Genomic DNA, 17918 nt, shown 5'->3' on the forward strand with positions numbered 1-17918 from the left:
TGCGGCGGTGCTTACAGAGCTACGCCGAGCAGGGCGTCGACCGCGCGGGAGACGAGGCCGGGAGTGCCCTCGTCGGTGCCGCCGGCGGACTCCTGCGCCGCGGCCCAGCGGTCCACGGCCGCGAGGGCGGCCGGGGAGTCCAGGTCGTCGGCCAGTGCCGTACGGATCTCCTCCAGGAGCGCGTCGGCGGGCGGGCCGTCGGGACGGGAGACCGCGGCTCGCCAGCGCGCCAGCCGCTCCACGGCCTCCTCCAGCACCGCGTCGGTCCACTCCCAGTCGGCCCGGTAGTGGTGCGCGAGCAGCGCCAGACGGATCGCGGCCGGGTCGGTGCCCTCGCGCCGCACCGTGGAGACGAAGACGAGGTTGCCCTTGGACTTGGACATCTTCTGGCCGTTCAGGGCCACCATCCCGGCGTGCACATACGCCTTGGCGAACGGGTACTCGCCGGTGAGCGCCTGGGCGTGCGAGGCGCCCATCTCGTGGTGCGGGAAGGCGAGGTCGGAGCCGCCGCCCTGGACGTCGAAGCCCATACCGAGGTGGTCCAGGGCGATGGCGACACACTCGATGTGCCAGCCGGGCCGGCCGCGGCCCAGCGAGCCGCCGTCCCAGCTCGGCTCGCCGTCACGGGCGGCCATCCACAGCATCGGGTCGAGCGGGTTCTTCTTGCCTTCGCGCTCCGGGTCGCCGCCGCGCTCGGCGGACAGCAGCCGCATCGCCTCGGCGTCCAGGCCGGAGACCTCGCCGAAGTGCGGGTCGGACTCGACGGAGAAGTAGGTGTCACCGTCCAGCTCGTAGGCGGCGCCGGCGTCGCGCAGCCGCTCCACCAGCGGGACGATGCCGGGTATCGCTTCGACGGCGCCTATGTACTGGCGGGGCGGCAGCATCCGCAGGGCCGTCATGTCCTCGCGGAAGAGGGCGGTCTCACGCTCGGCGAGCGCCGTCCAGTCGTCGCCGGTGGCCACGGCCCGCTCCAGCAGCGGATCGTCGACATCGGTGACGTTCTGCACGTAGTGAACCTGGCGCTTCGTGTCGAGCCACACGCGTTGAACCAGGTCGAACGCGTTGTAGGTCGCCGCGTGCCCCATGTGGGTGGCGTCGTACGGCGTGATGCCGCAGACATAGATACGGGCGACGGGACCGGGGTCGAGGGTTACCCGTCCGCCGGTCGCGGTGTCGTGGATCCTCAGGTCGCGGCCCTGGCCAGGCAGGGCGGGGACCTCAGAAGCGGGCCATGCATGCATGCCCTGAGCCTAACCGGACGCATGTTCCGCATACGAACCGGACCGGAGGTCTGGCCGGAAAGGCGGTCTTGCGTTCGGCGGCCCACCATGCAAGGCAGATCCGGCGATCGACACCGTGGCTGTGGCGGATGTCAGACCGGCGGCCAAGGGATGGCGGGCCATTCGCCGCTCGGCTCCGGGTGCCGGCCGCTGCGCAGCAGCCCGGCCACCCGCGCCCGCAGCGCCTCGATCTCGTCATCCGTGATCAGTTCGGCCAGTCGGGCGGCGAGCGGCCCGGCACCCTCCAGCGCCTGCCGGAGGCCCCGCAGCACCTCCAGCGCCTCGTCGGTCAGCGGCTCCCCCGCCCACCCCCACAGCAGCGTGCGCAGCTTGTCCTCGGCGTTGAACGTCACGCCGTGGTCGATGGCGTAGAACTCTCCGTCGGGGCCGGGCAGCAGATGGCCGCCCTTGCGGTCACCGTTGTTGATCACGGCGTCGAGCAGCGCGAGCCGTCGCAGCCGCGGATGGTCGGCGTGCACCAGCAGCGCGGTGCGGCCCTCGCCGATCTGCGCGAAGCCGACCGCCTTCCAGCCGGGCCCCGGCTCCTCGTCCTCCACCAGCGCCAGCAGTTCGGGGACCTCGTCGCTGTGCTCCGGCGGCTCGATCCACTCCTGGACCATGCCGGTGCCATACGGGCCGTCGCGCAGCACCGTCGGGGGGATCAGGTCCCAGCCGCAGGCGCGGGAGATCTCGTACGCGGCGACCTCGCGCTGGGCGAGCGTGCCGTCGGGGAAGTCCCACAGCGGGCGCTCGCCGGCGACCGGCTTGTAGACACAGGCGGCGGTGCGGCCGTCCTGCGCGACCGTGCAGTAGAGCACGGCGTTGGACGCCTCCTGGATGCGGCCGCGTACGGTCAGCTCACCGTCGGTGAGAAGGGCGTCCGGCAGCCCCCCGGAGGGCTCCGGCGCGGCCGGCGGCGGGTCCTGCGGTTCGACGGGACCGGGCAGCGGCGCGGTCTGCTCGGCTGCGGGCTCCATGGCGCTCAGACGTCCCGTCGGTATCCGTTCTGGCGCGGGCATACGTGTCCCTCCGGGTCGAGCGGCAGGCTGCACAGCGGGCACGGCGGGCGGCCGGCGTTGACCACTTCGAGCGCCCGCTTGGCGAACGCCCTGGCCATGGTTCCGGTGAGGCGCACCCGGAGCATCGGCGGGCCGTTCTCGTCGTCCTGGAGCAGCCGCTCCTCGGCGTCGGCGAGGTCCTCGTCACTGTCCGCGTCCAGCTCGACCAGGGCCTGTGCCTCGACGATCATCCGCTCGTCCTCGCCGTCCCAGGCGAGCGCCATCGTGCCGACCCGGAACTCTTCCTCGACGGGCGATTCCAGCGGGGCGGCGTCGGACAGCTCGGTGGGCGAGACGGCGGGCACCGGGGCGTTGCCGCCGCTGCGCCGCACGACCTCGTCCAGCAACTCGTCGATCCGCTCGGCGAGGGCCGCGACCTGGGTCTTCTCCAGGGCGACGCTGGTGGTGCGACCGGAGGCGGTGGCCTGGAGGTAGAAGCTACGGCGGCCAGGCAGCCCGACCGTACCGGCCACGAAGCGGTCCGGCGCGTCGTAGAAGAACACCTGACGGGACAACGTCCTGCTCCGATTGCTCGACTGCGGGGTCAATGCGGTCGCTGCACGTCCTGCGGTCACTGCGCGGATCGCAGGTGCGTGGCGGGCAGCGCCGTCGCACCACCCTACTGCGCCGACTGATCACGCTGCTCCCGCACCACCGCCGACGGCCGCGTCCCGGTCGGCCGCCGCGCCGCCGCCGTCCTCCCGGGGCGCGAGCGATCCGAAGTCACCGGTGTCCCCGAGCCGTACGAGGTAGGGACGCAGCCGGGTGTAGCGGATCGCGGTGACCGAACAGGGCTCGACGGAGATCCGCTGGAAGAGGTCGAGGTGCATGCCCAGTGCGTCGGCGACCAGGGCTTTGATGATGTCGCCGTGCGAGCACATGGCGTAGGTCGCCTCGGGGCCGTGCGCCTCCTCGATGCGGGCGTTCCAGTCGCGTACCGCGTCCACCGCCCGGGCCTGCATCGCGCGCATCGACTCACCGCCGGGGAAGGCGGCCGCCGACGGGTGCTGCTGGACGACCTCCATCAGCGGCTCGTCGCTCAGTTCGGCGAGTTTGCGGCCCGACCACTCGCCGTAGTCGCATTCGCTGATCCGGTCCTCGATGTGCAGCGTGAGCCACGGCCGGGCGTCCAGCAGCGGCTGCAGGGTCTCCCGGCAGCGCTGCAGCGGGCTGGAGACGACGGCGGTCAGCGGCACCTGGGACAGCCGTGCGGGCAGCGCGGCGGACTGGGCACCGCCGCGCTCGTCGAGGGCGACTCCGGGCGCCCGCCCGGCGAGCACTCCGGCGGTGTTGGCGGTGGAGCGGCCGTGCCGCACCAGGATCAGCGTGGGCATGAGCGCCACCCTACGTTCCCGGTCCGCTTTCCTGGCAGGTCGTGGGGTGACGAGCGAGAATGCCAGGTGTGATCGTGGACTGCGCCATCTACCGGGACGGCCGCCGCACCGACTGTGCGACCGACTTCTCCCGTGCGCTGGAGGAGGCGCGGGCCAAGGGGGACGCCTTCCTGTGGCTGGGGATGTACGAGCCGACGGAGAAGGAGTTCGAGCGCGTCAGCAGCGAATTCGGGCTGCACCCGCTGGCCGTCGAGGACGCGCTCAAGGCGCATCAGCGGCCCAAGCTGGAGGTCTATGACGACTCGCTGTTCATGGTGCTGAAGCCGATCACCTACGACGACGAGGCCTCAACGGTGACCGCGTCTGAGGTGATGGTCTTCCTGGGCAACGCGTTCGTGGTCACCGTCCGGCACGGTGCGGCCAGCCCGCTGGCGGTGGTGCGCCGGCGGCTGGAGGAGCACCCGGAGATCCTGCGGCACGGCCCGGGGGCGGTGCTGTACGCGGTCTGTGACGCGGTGGTCGACCACTACATCGACGTGGCCGCCGAACTCCAGCTGGATCTGGAGGAGTTGGAGGCGGAGGTGTTCGCGCCGGTGCGCAGGGACACCAAGAACACCGCGGCCGAGATCTATGCGTTCAAGCGCGAGGTGCTGGAATTCCGGCGGTCGACCGGTCCCCTGGCCGGGCCGATGACGCTGCTGCAGAACCCCGGGGTGCCGTTCGTGCACGACCACGCCCGGCCCTTCTTCCGCGATGTCGACGACCACCTCACCCGCGCCAACGAGTCGGTGGAGAGTCTGGACCGGCTGCTCTCGGACATCCTCGCCGCCCATCTGGCGCAGATGGGCGTACGGCAGAACGACGACATGCGAAAGATCTCGGCCTGGGCGGCCCTGGCGGCCGTACCGACCCTGATCGCCGGCATCTACGGCATGAACTTCGAGCACATGCCGGAGCTGAAGTGGCCTCTGGGCTATCCGGCGGTCCTGCTGGTGATGGTCGTCATCGAGGTGTCGCTGTACCGGCTGTTCAAGCGCCGCGGCTGGCTGTGACCCGGCGGTCCCGGCGGCCGTACGCACCAAGGGCTCAGACGAACTCCGGCGCCGAGGTGGCCGGGCCGCCCAGCGCGTTCCGGCGCTCGGGCATCCGGAGGCTGACCATCCGCCGCCAGCCGCTCAGCCGCTCATAGCCGTACATCGCCCGGATCCCGGCGGTGAGCCCGCCGGATTTCGTCTTCGGCCACTTCAGGATGCGGCCCATGTGGTCCATCACGGCCAGGCTGACGTCCCGGTAGACGACGATCTCGGCATGGGCGCTGTCGTGCAGGATCCGCTGGATGGTCCGGCCGTGGCCGAGGCGGGCCAGCCGCAGCAGCTCCTCGTGGCAGTACGCCAGGTGATTGTCCTCGTCGTGGGAGATGATCCGGATCGCCTTGCCCACCTCGGGGTGGTCGCCGAAGTGCTTGTTGAGCATCACCATCTGGTCGGCGGCGCGCTGTTCGGTGACCCGGCTGTGGGCGAGGTAGGTGATGATGTCGAGCTCGGTGAGCGGCTGTTCGCGGCGCAGCTTGTCGTGCGCCAGGCCGATGCCCTGCCGCTCCAGCAGCGCGGTGTAGTCGGTCTCTTCGGGGACTTCGGCGGGTGTCAGGCCGCGCTTGCGCATCAGGGCGTGGAAGATCCGGCCGTGCTTGTCCTCGTCGGCGGCGTGCCGGGTGACCTTGGGCGCCAGCTCGCGCAGCGAGGCGGGCATGAGTGCGGCGATCCGGCCGTTCTCCCAGCCGCCCTGTGCCTCGCCGCTGGCCGCGATGGAGCAGAACAGGCGGTAGGAGTCGTCGTTGTCGACGATCTCCTCGAACAGGCTTCGAGCCGAGAACATCTGCGCCACCTCCGAACGGACACACCCGTAAAGGACAAGTCAAATGGGGTGTTCCGTGCGAGGCAACCGGAGCCTTCGGCCGTACGGCCGTCCGGGCGATGTCTGTCCTGGCGGCAGGCGTAACCCGGGCGCTCGCCGCCGCGTTGTGCTGCGTGACGGCCGTGGCGGGGAGGGTCCCCCGAGCCCCCACCACGGCCGCGGGCTCGGCCGGCCCGGCGCTGCGGGCGCCGGGCCGTGTGCGGGACTTCCCGACGGGCTCCGCCGCGAGCCGTCGCCTCCGCGAACTACGCCAGACCGGCCCGCTCCAGGGCCTCGGTGCCGGCCCGCAGCGACGCCAGGCGGTCCTCCAGAGTGAAGCCCGCCGGAGCCAGCGTCAGGGTGGTCACTCCGGCCGCCGCGTAGGCCTGCATCCGTTCGGCGATCCGCTCGACGGAACCGAGCAGCGTGGTCTGGTCGATCAGCCGCTCCGGGATCGCGGCGGCGGCACCGTCCTTGTCGCCGGACAGGTACTTGTCCTGGATCTCGGCGGCTTCCTTCTCGTAGCCCATCCTCTGGGCCAGCTGGTTGTAGAAGTTCTGCTTACGGCTGCCCATCCCGCCGACGTACAGGGCGGTGTACGGGCGGAACATGTCGGCCAACGCGCTGACGTCGCCGTCCGCGCCCAGGGCCAGCGGCAGCGTCGGACAGACGTCGAAGCCGTCCAGCGTCTTGCCCGCCTTCTCGCGCCCGGCCCGGATGTGCGAGATCGCGGTCTCCTCCAGGTGGTCGGCGGAGGGGAAGATCAGCAGTGCGCCGTCGGCGATCTCACCGGTCTGCTGCAGGTTCTTCGGGCCGATCGCGGCGATGTAGAGCGGGATGTGCTCGCGCTGCGGGTGGACGGTGAGCTTCAGCGGCTTGCCGGGGCCGTCGGGCAGCGGCAGCGTCCAGTGCTCGCCCTGGTAGGACAGCCGCTCGCGCGACATGGCCTTGCGGACGATGTCCACGTACTCGCGGGTGCGCGCCAGCGGCTTGTCGAACTTGACGCCGTACCAGCCCTCGGAGACCTGCGGCCCCGAGACGCCCAGACCCAGCCGGAAGCGGCCGCCGGAGAGCGAGTCCAGGGTCGCGGCCGTCATCGCCGTCATCGCCGGCGTACGCGCCGGGATCTGGAGGATCGCCGAGCCGATGTCGATGCGCTCGGTCTGGGCGGCGACCCAGGAGAGCACCGAGGGGGCGTCGGAGCCGTAGGCCTCGGCGGCCCAACAGACGGAGTAGCCCAGGCGGTCGGCCTCCTTTGCGACCGCGAGATTGTCGGAGTCCATCCCGGCGCCCCAGTAGCCGAGGTTGATGCCAAGCCTCATGCCGCTCCCCTTACCGATCAGTAACGTCGCTGTTCCGGGGACTGTAGCGCGCGCCCCCGCCGGCCGTCATCGGCGGGTTGTCCACAGGTCCCCTGTTCCCGGCTCCCGGCCAGTAATCTCAAGGCCCATGGAGCAAAGGCACCTCGGCCGTACGGGCCTTCGCGTGTCCCGTCTCGGGCTCGGCACCCTGAACTGGGCCCGCGACACGGACGAGCAGGAAGCCGCCGACCAGCTCAAGGCGTTCTGGGAGGCCGGCGGCACCCTCGTGGACACCGCCGACATCTACGCCGACGGCGGCGCCGAGTACCTCCTGGGCCGGCTGACGGAAGGGCTCGTTCCGCGCGAGGACCTGGTCATCGCGACCAAGGCCGGCAGCGTCCTGGAGGCGGACCGCCGCGTCGACGGCTCCCGGCGCCATCTCCTCGCCGCCCTGGACGCCTCCCTGGAGCGGCTGGACACCGACTACGTCGACCTGTGGCAGCTGCACGCCTTCGATCCGCACACGCCGCTGGAGGAGACCCTGCACGCCCTCGACATGGCCGTCACCAGCGGCCGGGCGCGCTATGTGGGGCTCTCGAACTTCTCCGGCTGGCAGCTCGCCAAGGCGGCCACCTGGCAGCTCGCGGCGCCCGGTGTGCGCAACCGGCTGGCGAGCACACAGATGGAGTACTCCCTGCTCCAGCGCGGCATCGAGCGGGAAGTGCTGCCCGCGGCCCTCGATCTCGGCATCGGCCTGCTGCCCTCGTCGCCGCTCGGGCGGGGCGTGCTGACCGGCAAGTACCGCCATGCGACCCCGGCCGACTCGCGTGGCGCCTCGGAGCATCTGGCGCCGTTCGTCGCGCCCTATCTCGACGAGACCGCGGGCCGGGTCGTCGAAGCGGTCAGCACCGCCGCCGACGGACTGGCCGTCACCCCGCTCCAGGTCGCGCTCTCCTGGGTACGCGACCGCCCCGGAGTGACCGCGCCGATCCTGGGCGCGCGCACGGAGCAGCAGCTCAGAGCCGCATTGTCAGTGGAGACCCTTAGTCTTCCTGACGAGATCCGCCGGGCGCTGGACGATGTTTCGGCTCCGGTGCACCACTACCCCGATCACGACTGGAGCACGCTGTGAGCACCGACCGCCTGGCCGGCGAAACCCCGCCCGAGCCGGAGGCCGCGCCCGGGACTGCGGATGCCCAGACACCCGATGACGCCGCGGCGCCGGACTCCTCGGCGCCGGGCGCGGACCCGGCGGCTCCGGAGGACTCCGCCGCACCGGGCGAGGACGCGTCGGGCGAGGACGCGTCGGGCGAGGACGCGTCGGAGAGCGGGCCGGCGCCCGCGGCACCCGGCGCCGAGGAACGGACTCCGGACTCCGGTGCGGGGCAGGACGCTCCCGTGTCCGCGTCGGCCAAGTCGACCGCGGACGCGCTGGCCGCGGCGGTACGGGCGGTGGAGAGCGGCGAGCGCTCGGCCGCTTCGTTCTTCAACGAAGCCCCCCGCCCCGCCAAGCCGGCCACGCCCGCCGCCCGGCCCGCCGAGGGCGCCCCGGACACCGGCAGTCGCGCCCCGCAGACCGGATCCCCCGGCCCCGCCCCGGAGTCCGCCCGTCCGCATACCGCACACGAGGCCGACGGCCCGGCCCGTCCGCCCGTCGCGGACGCCGGCACCACGAGCCCCGCCGACGCACCGGCTCCGGCCGGCCCGGCCCCCGCCCCCCGTCCCGCCGTGGCCACGGCCCCCGGGATCGAGGGCGTGCGGCAGGTCCTCGCGGCGGGCGGCGCCCCGGAGACGCTGGCGGAGCCGGCCACGGAGGTGCTCGGGGAACGGGCGGCCGAGGCGCTGAGCGAAGACCCCTGGCAGCTGCTGGGCGTGCCCGGAGTGCGCCCCGAGCAGGCCGACGGCTTTGCGCGGGCGCTGCTCGGCCCCGCCTGCGGGCCGGGCGACGAGCGGCGCGCACAGGCACTGGTCGGCTGGCTGCTGGAACAGGCCGCCGTCGCGGGGCACTCCGCCCTGGAGGCCGCCGCGCTGCGCGCCGCGCTCGCCCAGCGCTCGGTGCCCGACCCCGATGACGCCCTGCAGACCGCCATCGCGGACGGTGCCGTGCTGGTCTTCCAGGACGCGGTCGAGGAACCGGGCCGGGCGCGTTCCGCCACGGGCACCGACGAGGAGGAGCAGCCGGTCCGGATCCTGCTCGGCCTGGACCGGTTCGCGATGGCCGAGGAGAGCGTCGCCGACGGTCTGGCGCGGCTGCTGAACACCTTCGAAGCGGTGGCGGAGCCTGAGCAGGAGACCGCGGCGGACGCCGAGGGAGCCCGCGGCGAAGCGGCGGACGAGGAGCCGGCGGGCGCCGACGGGAGCCCGGCCGCGGAGAGTGCCGCCGCCCCGGCCCCCGACACCGAAAGCACGGGTACGCCCGCCGACGCCGACGCCATCACCGCTCCCGTGCCCGTACGCCCCTCCGCCGCCGAGTGGGAGGCCGCGGCGGCCGCCGCACCATCGCCGTCGGCCGCTGAGCTCATCCGCTCCGCCGCACACAGCGGCCTGGTGGCTCACACCGGCGCCGAGGCGGCCCGCGCCGAGCCGGCCGCGCTGATCGCCGCGGCCCGCTCGCTGGGGCTGCGGGCGTTCGGCGCCACGCACACCGAGAACGGCCGCCGGCGCCTGGCCGCGCACCTCACCGAGACCGCACCGGACGCCGCCGGCGCCGGATCCATGGACCCCGGCGCGGCCGCGGTGACCGTGTCCGGCCTGCTGTCCGGACAGCAGGGCCCGGGCCGGGACGCCGACGGCGCCCTCGCGCTCGATCTGCTGGTGGTGCTGGACGCCCCGCAGCTGGATCTGGAGACCGCCGCGCTGCTCGTCGAGTCGCTGACCGACGGGACCCGCCTGGTGCTCAGCGGCGACCCTGGCGTGCTGTGGTCCGCCGGACCCGGCCGGTTGTTCGCCGACGTGCTCGCGGCCGGTTTCTGCCCTCAGATCGCCTCCCGTACCCCGGACTTCGGCCCGATCGGCGAGCTGGTGTCGGGCATCGGCATCGGCGAGCTGAGCCAGGTCGAGGCGCCCGGCAAGGAAGTGGTGATCGTCCCGGTGCGGGATGCCGGGGAGGCGGTGCACCGCACCGTCCAGCTGGTCGCCGACTCCGTGCCCCGGGCGCTCGGCGTCCCCGCGGAGCAGACTCAGGTCATCACCGTCGGCCACGGGGGCGCGGCCGGCACCCGCGCGCTGAACACCGCCCTCAAGGAGCGGCTCAACCCCGGCCCCGGCCGGTTCGGCGGTTTCGACCCCGGCGACCGCGTCGCCTACGCCCCGGCACCCGGCCGCACGGTCCCCGGCACGGTCACCGGCGCGGACGCGTCCGGGCTGCATCTCGACTGCGACGGCGCAGCGGCCGTGGTGCCGCGCGAGCAGGTCGCTGCGGGAGCCGTACGCCACGGCTGGGCGCTCACCGCACATCAGGCGGCCGGGACGCGCTGGCCCGCCGCGGTGGTCGTACTGCCCGGCGACGCCGCCGGCGGGCTGACCCGCGCCTGGGTCTACACCGCCTTCAGCCGCGGCGAGCGGCATCTGTCGGTCGTCCAGGGCGTCGACCAGGCGCTTCCCCAAGCGGTCACCGACGTCCCCGTCAAGGAACGCACGACCCGGCTGCGCACCCTGCTGCAGCACAGTGTGCAGAGCGCCGAGGAGCCGTCGGCGGCCGGCTGAGCCGGTATCCACCCACTCCCCCGCGGGCGTCCCACCGCCGCTGCCCCGGTCCGTCAGCAGAATCGTGCCGACGGACCGGGGCAGCGGTCCCTGCGGGTCAGGGTGCGGCGGCGAGGCAGCGGGCACCCCGGCGCGGCCTCACCTTTCGTTGTCGAGCGACTCCAGACCGTCGTCGCTCAGTTCCTCGTCGAAGACCGCGCTGACGTCGAAGCGGCACACCACCCGTTGCGGGTCTGCCTGATCGAACGGCGCGGACAGCCACTCCCCCGGCTCGGCCGGGTCGTCGGCGGCCGCCACCCAGAGGGTGGAATCGCCCTCCTCCAGGCCGAACTCCTTGTGCCGGGAGGCGATCTCGTCCGGTTCGAACTCCCCGAAGAGCACGCCGAGCGCCGCATGCACGCTGGTGCCGACGACCGCGGCGGCGTCGGCACCGCTGCCCGCCTCGTCGGCGGCGTCCGGATCGAGATCGGCGATGCGCTGGGCCTGATGCAGCAGCCGCTGCGGTTCGGCGACGGTGTAATCGCGCCGGATCAGCAGACTCAGCGCACTCGGCTCCTCCGGACCCGCGTAGGCGGGCAACGCGTCACTCCCGGGGATCTCGAAGGGGGTGACCTCGTCATAGGTGTCGTACAGCAGCTCGTCATAGACCTCAGCCGCCGCGGCGAGCTCGTCGAACGCGGCGTAGACAGCCGGATCATCCTGCCCCGAGCGGCGTTCGACCGCGTCGAGGTGACGGTCCAGCGCGGCTTTGACCGCCTCGGCGGCGGCACGTACCTCGGCAGCGGAAGGCTGCGCAGCATCAGACATAGTGCAGACGCTATCCGTACCAGGGCCGGTCCCGCACAATAGATGCGATGCCGGAATACGAATTCTGCGATGTGTATGTGCCTCGGGGCGTGTCCCGGAAGGCCGCCACACGCCTGCTGACCGACCATGCCGAGTACGGACACTGGGAGTTGGACCGACTGCGCCTGAACCCGGACGGAAGCCGCAAGGTGCGGCTGCGCCGCCGGATCATCCGCCAGCTCCACGCCACATGGTGAGCGCCACCAGCGCCTGAACACGGCAGAGCGGGCCCCGCTCGGCAGGGCCCGCTCCGTGAAGCGCCAGTGCGCTATCCGCTACTGCTCACCGGCGGGCGGTGCGCGTCTTGCGGTAGAGCAAGGCGCCCCCGAGCAGCATCCCGGCGCTGACCGGAATCGCATAGCCGACCGCTCCGGCACCCGTCTGCGCGAGGTGCCCGACAGGCTTGGGAGGCGTCACGATCTGGCTGTGCCCCCCGGTCTGCGGATGCGTCACCGGGGAGTGCGGCATCTGCTGGCTGGGCTTGCCCGGCTGATGGGGCTTGCCGGGGTGGTGCGGCTTGCCCGGCTGATGCGGCTTGCCGGGGTGGTGGGGCTTGCCGGGGTGATGCGGCTTCCCCGGGTGGTGCGGCCGTCCCGGGACGTGCGACGACCCATTGGCGCAGTGGTTGCCGAAGGCCGGGTTCAGCAGCCCGGCCGCCGAGACATTGTTGCCACAGGCATTCACCGGTACGTCGACCGGAGCCTGAACATTGTTGCCCGACCCGACACCGGGCGAGTGCGCGGCGCCGCCGGCGGCACTCGCACCGCCCTGGTGACCGCCCTGGTTGTGGTGGCCACCGCGGCCACCGACACCGTTGGCGCAGTGGTTGCCGAACGCGGGGTTCAGCAGCCCGACGACATTGACGGTGTTACCGCAGGCGTTCACCGGAACGTGCACCGGTACCTGAACGTTGTTGCCGGATCCCACGCCGGGAGAGTGCGCCGCGCCTCCGGCGGCTCCCGCGTCGGCCTGTGCATAGCCGGCGGCCATGGCGAGTACGCCACTGGCGGCCGCCATGGTGATCAGGCCCTTTCGCGCGACGTGTCTCATAGGTTGTTCCCCTGCCTAGTGCCTTACAGGAATACGGACAAGCGATCCTTGAAGAGATCCACCGGTCCGCCGAAATACCCAGCGGCTCCGGAATGCGTGGCACGCCTTCCGGAGCCTGGCCGAGTCAGACCCTTACGGGTGCAAATACAACGCCAAAGGACGCCAGAAGGTCACTTGTTGACGCAGCCCGCACCGAACGCGGGGTTCAGCAGCCCGATCACGGAGACCGTGTTGCCGCAAGCGTTCACCGGAACGTGCACCGGCACCTGGATGGTGTTACCGGAAATCACACCAGGAGAGTTCAGGGACGCACCCTGGGCACCCGAGTCGGCAACGGCCAGGCCCGCACCGGCGAGCACGACACCACCGGCAACTGCTGCAGCGGCGACGACCTTCTTGATCATTATTCCTCCTTGTAGGCAAGTACGATCCCAGCCGCGGACCGCACTCACTGCAACGAAGAAAATGCTGTTGAAGCTACGAACACATCGGCGCTTTCACTCTTTTCAGCGAAGCCGGCGCGAAAGGCAGGTAATCCGCGCCGAATTCAGCTCTGGCCGATGAACCGATCGAGCACCCGCACCCCGAACTTCAGTCCGTCCACCGGCACTCGCTCGTCCACGCCGTGGAACATTCCTGCGAAGTCCAGCTCCGGCGGCAGCTTCAGCGGGGCGAAGCCGAATCCGCGGATCCCGAGATCGTCGAAGGACTTGGCGTCCGTACCGGCGGAGAGCATGTACGGCACGGCCCGCGCGATCGGGTCCTCGGCCTGCAGCGCCGACTGCATCGCGTCGACCAGCGCACCGTCGAAGGTGGTCTCCAGCGCCTTGTCGGCGTGGACGTCCTCCCGCTTGACGCGCGGGCCCAGGATCCGGTCCAGGTCGGCCAGGAACTCCTCCTCGTGGCCCGGCAGGAACCGGCCGTCGACATGAGCGGTGGCCTGTCCCGGGATGACATTGACCTTGTAGCCGGCGCCCAGCTGCGTCGGGTTGGCGGTGTTCTTGAGCGAGGCGCCGATCAGCTTGGCGATACCGCCGAGCTTGGCCAGCGTGGCGTCCATGTTCTCGGGGTCGAGCTCGGTGCCCAGCGCGTCCCCGAGCTGGTCGAGGAAGGAGCGCAGCGTCTTGGTCACCCGCACCGGGAACTCGTGACGGCCCAACCGGCCGACCGCCTCGGACAGTTCGGTGATGGCATTGTCCTTGTGGATCATCGAACCGTGACCGGCGTTGCCGTCCACGGTCAGCTTCATCCAGTGCATGCCCTTCTGGGCCGTCTCGATGAGGTAGAGCCGCACCTGCTCGTTGACGGTGAAGGAGAAGCCGCCGACCTCGCTGATCGCCTCGGTGACGCCCTCGAACAGATGCGGGTGGTGGTCGACGAGGTAGCGCGCGCCGTAGGTGCCGCCCGCCTCCTCGTCCGCGAGGAACGCCAGCACGATGTCGCGCGGGGGCTTGCGCCCGGTGCGCAGCCGGTCACGGACGACGGCCAGCGTCATCGCGTCCATGTCCTTCATGTCGACGGCGCCCCGGCCCCAGAGGCAGCCGTCGGCGATCTCGCCGGAGAAGGGGTGGTGGGTCCAGTCGTCGGCGTTGGCCGGCACGACGTCGGTGTGCCCGTGGATCAGCAGCCCGGGCCGCGAGCGGTCCTCGCCCTCGATCCGGGCGACGGTCGAGGCGCGGCCCTTGTGGGACTCGAAGATCTGCGGTTCGAGGCCGACCTCGGCAAGCTTCTCCGCCACATACTCGGCGGCGGCCCGCTCTCCCGGTCCCGAGTGGTCGCCGTAGTTGCTGGTGTCCATCCTGATCAGATCCCGGCACAGGTCGACGACCTCGTCCTCGCCGGTGACCGTACGGGCCGGTTGCGACTCGCTCATGCCGAAACCTCGCTTCGCCCGGCCCCGCACTCGCAGGGCACGCACCCTTCGACCGTTCGCTCGCGGAGCTCGCTCATGCCGAAACCTCGCTTCGCTCGGCCCCGCATTCGCGGGGCTCGCACCTCTCGATCGTTCGCTCGCGGAGCTCGCTCACAATGCCTCCTCTGGCTTCACGGCCGCGTCGCGCGCCCGGAGGAGGGCGGCCCGCGGCGGGGTCCACCGCCATCCTCCACCCGGCACCCGCTCCGCCCAAGGCCGCAATACTCCCGACATGCCCTGGTCACAGGGGCGCATCAGGCCGAATGCGGGGGTGATCGACCACCCGCGAACGTTTGCTATTGTTTTCCACGTCGGAACGGCCCAGGCCGCACCGGCAGACACCTTGTCCGGGTGGCGGAATGGCAGACGCGCTAGCTTGAGGTGCTAGTGCCCTTTATCGGGCGTGGGGGTTCAAGTCCCCCCTCGGACACCATCGTGCACAGAGGTGCCGGCTGATCTTCAGTCGGCACCTTTTGCGTTTCCTGGGCGCGGGCCGCCGTGCGACCCGGGGGGCGGGCCGTCGGGAACGGTCCCGGCCGGCGCTTTGCCTTGCGGGCCCGGCTGGGGTTCTCTTGCCGGGTGAGACGCAGATCCCCGGTTCCGCCAGCCCCGCTCCCCCAGCGTGCCGGTATCGATCCCGTACGGGTGCGGCTGCCCGCCGATCCGGACGGGGTGTGGGGCACGGTCCGGGATCATCTGCTCCACCGGTTCCAGGGGGCGATCGGGGCACGGCGGGTGGACGCGATGCTGGGTGCCGGGCGGTTCGTCGGGGTCGGCGGGGCGCTGAGCGGGGGCGAGCCGTACGAGCCCGGCCGGTATGTCTGGTTCCACCGGGACTTTGCGCCGGAGGTGCCGGTGCCGTTCGAGGTGCGGATCGTCCACCGCGACGAGCGGATCGTGATCGCCGACAAACCGCACTTCCTCGCCACGACGCCGCGCGGGCGGCACATCACCGAGACCGCACTGGCACGGCTGCGGCGCGATCTGGCGCTGCCCGCGCTGCAGCCCGCGCACCGGCTCGACCGGCTGACGGCGGGGCTGGCGCTGTTCGTCGTACGGCCCGAGGACCGGGGCGCGTACCAGAATCTGTTCAGCGGGCGGCGGGTGCGCAAGGAGTACGAGGCGGTGGCGCCGTACGACGGGACGGTGGCGCTGCCGGTGACCGTGCGCAGCCGGATCGTGAAGGAGCGCGGGGTGATGGCCGCGCGGGAGGAGGCCGGTGCGGCCAATGCGGAGAGCCGGATCGAGCTGGCCGAACGGCGGGGCGGGCTCGGGCGGTACCGGCTGCTGCCCGCGACCGGCCGTACCCATCAGCTGCGGGTCCATATGAACGGCCTCGGGCTGGCGATCCTCAACGATCCGGTCTATCCGGTCGTCGGGGACCCGGACCCGGACGACTTCACCGCGCCGCTCCAACTGCTGGCGAAGGCGCTGGAGTTCACCGACCCGGTGGACGGCCGGACGCGGCGGTTCGAGAGCGGGCGGCGGCTGGCGGTGTGGGACTCCGCCCCGATGGCGTGATCGTGGGACCTGGGTGCGGGACGCCACTTATGCTGGCCGCTCGGACGGGGTTCACGGACGGCGGCGGGGGCGGCGGTGCGCGTACGGATCGGGATCGAGCGGGACACGGAGACCGGAGAGGCGGCGCAGTCGCTCTACACGTGGCTGAGCGGTGATCCCGAGGTGCTTGCCGGGGCCGGGCTGTCGCCGGTGCGGCGGGCCGAGGCGCCGGGGCCGATGGGGCCGGTGCTGGAGGCCGTCGAGGCGGTGTTCGACAGCGGGGTGCAGCTGGCCTCGCTGGTGGTGGCGGTGGCGAGTTGGCGCAGCACCCGGCCGCGCGCCGACCGTGTCCACATCGAGCGCGCGGGTGTCAGGGTGACGGTCGACAGCGGGGACCCCGAGGCCGTCGCGCGGGTGCTGCGGGCACTCGGCGCGGAGGGTGCCCCGGAGGCCGGGGACGGCGAGGGCGGCGCGGCGCCGGCGGACCGGCAGGGTTAGCGCGTTGGCGGGAGCACTGTCGGACCCGTCCCGTTCGCGCGCCGTCCTGATCGGTACCCATGCATACACGGAGCTGGACGACATCCCGGCGGTGGCGAACAACATCGGCCGGCTGCGGGAGTTGCTGGCCGATCCGGCGGTCTGGGGGCTGGCGGACGAGCGGTGCAGCGTACTGCGGCAGCCGTCGCGGCAGACGGTCCTGGACACGGTGTACGACGCCGCCGCCGAGGCGTCCGACACGATGGTGCTGTATTACGCCGGGCACGGCCTGGTCCACCCGCAGTCGGGCGAGCTCCACCTCGCGCTGCCCGGCTCGCATCCGGACCGGCCGCACACGGCGCTGCGTTACGAGGAGCTGCGGTCGATCCTGCTCTCCCCGGCGGGCGGGCGTCCCGCGGCCCGGCGCAAGGTGGTCATTCTGGACTGCTGCTGGAGCGGTCTGGCGCTGGGCGGTCTGATGCACGGCGGGGACCTGGTGCCCGGGATCGCCGTCGAGGGTGCCTTCGTGCTGACCGCCACCGCGGCGACGCGTCAGGCGCTGGCCCCGCCGGACGAGACATACACCGCGTTCACCGGTGAGTTGATCCGTCTCCTCGACGCCGGGGTGCCGGGACGGCCCGCCCTACTGAGCATGGCGGCGGTCTTCGAGGAGCTGACCGCGGCGCTCGCCGCGAAGTCCCGGCCGCGGCCCCAGCAGAGCAACCGCAACTCCGCCGGGCAGATCTGTCTGTTCCGCAATCGTGCCGGGGAGACGGCGGTGGGGGCAGCAGGGGAAGCGGACGCATCGCAGACCCGTGAGGGCGGCCCGCCGGAGGGTACGGAGCCGCCGCCCGAGGGGGACCGGGCTCCGGCACGTCCGGCGCCCCCGTTGCCGCCCGAGGGACTGCCGGCTGAGGAGCGGGCGGCTTCCTGGCCGGAGCTGGTAGCGGTGGCACTGACGGACGCGAGGACGGTGCGGCTGGGCCGGTATCCGGTGACGCACGCACAGTTCCGTGCCTTCCTCTGCGATCCGGAGAACGCACGCTGGCGCCCGGCGGCCGCGCGGGCGGCGGGAGAGCACGTGGACGACAACTATCTGCGGGGCTGGACCGGCCTGGAGTTTCCGGCGGGGCTCGGCGATCATCCCGTGGTCGCGGTGAGTTTTCCGGCCGCCGGGGCCTACGCGGCCTGGGCGGGCCGCCGGCTCGGGGTGCCGCTGCGGCTGCCGGCCGCGGCGGAGTGGGCGCTGGCGGCACGGGCCGGGCGGACCGGGGAGTGGTGGCGCGAGGACCTCGCGGCGGGCCGGGTCAACTTCCGGGGCAGCCATGCCGCGTTGGCCCCGATCGGGGAATTCCCACCGAACCCGTACAACATCGGCGATCTGCTCGGTAACGTCTGGGACATCTGCGTGGACGACACGGGTGCGCCGGTGTTGCGCGGCGGGGCCTTTGACACCCCCGCGGCGCGGCTGCGGGAGGAGCTGTCGCCACGGTCACCGGTCGAGTGCCGCCGGAACGTCGGGTTCCGGTGTGCCGGAGACAGGTGACGACGAGAGGAGATCC

General features: G+C 72.2%; 17 protein-coding genes and 1 tRNA gene. 8 read left to right on the forward strand and 10 right to left on the reverse strand.

Going from position 1 to position 17918, the window contains the following annotated elements; all coding sequences use genetic code 11:
• Positions 1 to 11: 11 nt before the first annotated feature.
• The 4 genes from mshC to ACGFWI_RS18055 all read right to left on the reverse strand — a co-directional run bounded on the left by mshC (position 12) and on the right by ACGFWI_RS18055 (position 3672).
• A complete protein-coding gene (mshC, locus tag ACGFWI_RS18040) occupies positions 12 to 1241 on the reverse strand; it encodes a cysteine--1-D-myo-inosityl 2-amino-2-deoxy-alpha-D-glucopyranoside ligase (RefSeq protein WP_393906937.1) in 1230 nt (409 codons plus the stop codon).
• 131 nt (positions 1242 to 1372) lie between these two features.
• The gene (locus tag ACGFWI_RS18045) at positions 1373 to 2257 is read right to left on the reverse strand and encodes an SCO1664 family protein (RefSeq protein ID WP_393906938.1); all 885 of its coding nucleotides are present in this window, start codon (positions 2255 to 2257) and stop codon (positions 1373 to 1375) included.
• A 5-nt stretch (positions 2258 to 2262) separates the two neighbouring features.
• On the reverse strand, positions 2263 to 2853 hold the full coding sequence (locus ACGFWI_RS18050; protein WP_393906939.1) for a DUF3090 domain-containing protein: 591 nt from the start codon (positions 2851 to 2853) through the stop codon (positions 2263 to 2265).
• Positions 2854 to 2973: 120 nt separating this feature from the next.
• The gene (locus ACGFWI_RS18055; RefSeq protein ID WP_393906940.1) at positions 2974 to 3672 is read right to left on the reverse strand and encodes a histidine phosphatase family protein; all 699 of its coding nucleotides are present in this window, start codon (positions 3670 to 3672) and stop codon (positions 2974 to 2976) included.
• A gap of 59 nt (positions 3673 to 3731) precedes the next feature.
• Between ACGFWI_RS18055 and corA the strand changes: the two genes are divergently transcribed.
• Positions 3732 to 4724, forward strand: coding sequence for a magnesium/cobalt transporter CorA (corA, locus tag ACGFWI_RS18060; RefSeq protein ID WP_393906941.1), 993 nt, complete (start codon positions 3732 to 3734; stop codon positions 4722 to 4724).
• Between the two features lie 34 nt (positions 4725 to 4758).
• Here the strand turns inward: corA and ACGFWI_RS18065 are convergent, their stop codons facing one another.
• Positions 4759 to 5547: a ferritin-like domain-containing protein gene (locus ACGFWI_RS18065; protein WP_393906942.1), complete on the reverse strand. Its 789-nt coding sequence runs from the start codon at positions 5545 to 5547 to the stop codon at positions 4759 to 4761.
• A gap of 284 nt (positions 5548 to 5831) precedes the next feature.
• Positions 5832 to 6887 carry an LLM class F420-dependent oxidoreductase gene (locus tag ACGFWI_RS18070; protein ID WP_393906943.1) on the reverse strand — a complete coding sequence of 352 codons (1056 nt, stop codon included), beginning with the start codon at positions 6885 to 6887 and terminating at the stop codon, positions 5832 to 5834.
• Between the two features lie 127 nt (positions 6888 to 7014).
• On the opposite strand from ACGFWI_RS18070, the gene ACGFWI_RS18075 reads away from it, so the two are divergent.
• Complete coding sequence (locus tag ACGFWI_RS18075) at positions 7015 to 7998, forward strand: aldo/keto reductase (RefSeq protein ID WP_393906944.1); 984 nt, start codon at positions 7015 to 7017, stop codon at positions 7996 to 7998.
• Positions 7995 to 10571 (forward strand): helix-hairpin-helix domain-containing protein, encoded by a 2577-nt coding sequence (locus ACGFWI_RS18080; protein ID WP_393906945.1) that lies wholly within the window; start codon positions 7995 to 7997, stop codon positions 10569 to 10571. The genes ACGFWI_RS18075 and ACGFWI_RS18080 overlap by 4 nt, the downstream gene beginning before the upstream one ends.
• Before the next feature lie 138 nt (positions 10572 to 10709).
• On the opposite strand, the gene ACGFWI_RS18085 is transcribed toward ACGFWI_RS18080, so the two are convergent.
• A complete protein-coding gene (locus ACGFWI_RS18085; RefSeq protein WP_393906946.1) occupies positions 10710 to 11378 on the reverse strand; it encodes a hypothetical protein in 669 nt (222 codons plus the stop codon).
• 47 nt (positions 11379 to 11425) lie between these two features.
• Between ACGFWI_RS18085 and ACGFWI_RS18090 the strand changes: the two genes are divergently transcribed.
• Positions 11426 to 11614, forward strand: coding sequence for a DUF5703 family protein (locus ACGFWI_RS18090; protein ID WP_393906947.1), 189 nt, complete (start codon positions 11426 to 11428; stop codon positions 11612 to 11614).
• An 85-nt stretch (positions 11615 to 11699) separates the two neighbouring features.
• Here ACGFWI_RS18090 and ACGFWI_RS18095 read toward each other — a convergent pair whose 3' ends face one another.
• The 3 genes from ACGFWI_RS18095 to ACGFWI_RS18105 all read right to left on the reverse strand — a co-directional run bounded on the left by ACGFWI_RS18095 (position 11700) and on the right by ACGFWI_RS18105 (position 14340).
• Complete coding sequence (locus ACGFWI_RS18095) at positions 11700 to 12467, reverse strand: chaplin (RefSeq protein ID WP_393906948.1); 768 nt, start codon at positions 12465 to 12467, stop codon at positions 11700 to 11702.
• A gap of 170 nt (positions 12468 to 12637) precedes the next feature.
• A complete protein-coding gene (locus tag ACGFWI_RS18100; RefSeq protein ID WP_393906949.1) occupies positions 12638 to 12871 on the reverse strand; it encodes a chaplin in 234 nt (77 codons plus the stop codon).
• Positions 12872 to 13014: 143 nt separating this feature from the next.
• Positions 13015 to 14340, reverse strand: a complete 1326-nt coding sequence (locus ACGFWI_RS18105) for a M20/M25/M40 family metallo-hydrolase (RefSeq protein ID WP_393906950.1) — start codon at positions 14338 to 14340, stop codon at positions 13015 to 13017.
• 384 nt (positions 14341 to 14724) lie between these two features.
• Here ACGFWI_RS18105 and ACGFWI_RS18110 point away from each other — a divergent pair.
• The 4 genes from ACGFWI_RS18110 to ACGFWI_RS18125 all read left to right on the forward strand — a co-directional run bounded on the left by ACGFWI_RS18110 (position 14725) and on the right by ACGFWI_RS18125 (position 17902).
• Positions 14725 to 14812: transfer RNA gene (locus ACGFWI_RS18110), tRNA-Leu, on the forward strand.
• A 146-nt stretch (positions 14813 to 14958) separates the two neighbouring features.
• Positions 14959 to 15900, forward strand: coding sequence for a pseudouridine synthase (locus ACGFWI_RS18115; RefSeq protein ID WP_393906951.1), 942 nt, complete (start codon positions 14959 to 14961; stop codon positions 15898 to 15900).
• A gap of 75 nt (positions 15901 to 15975) precedes the next feature.
• The gene (locus ACGFWI_RS18120) at positions 15976 to 16377 is read left to right on the forward strand and encodes a hypothetical protein (protein WP_393906952.1); all 402 of its coding nucleotides are present in this window, start codon (positions 15976 to 15978) and stop codon (positions 16375 to 16377) included.
• 4 nt (positions 16378 to 16381) lie between these two features.
• Positions 16382 to 17902, forward strand: a complete 1521-nt coding sequence (locus ACGFWI_RS18125; RefSeq protein ID WP_393906953.1) for an SUMF1/EgtB/PvdO family nonheme iron enzyme — start codon at positions 16382 to 16384, stop codon at positions 17900 to 17902.
• The last annotated feature ends 16 nt before the right edge of the window (positions 17903 to 17918 follow it).

The sequence above is a fragment of the Streptomyces sp. NPDC048434 genome, from assembly GCF_043200375.1.
GTDB lineage: Bacteria > Actinomycetota > Actinomycetes > Streptomycetales > Streptomycetaceae > Streptomyces.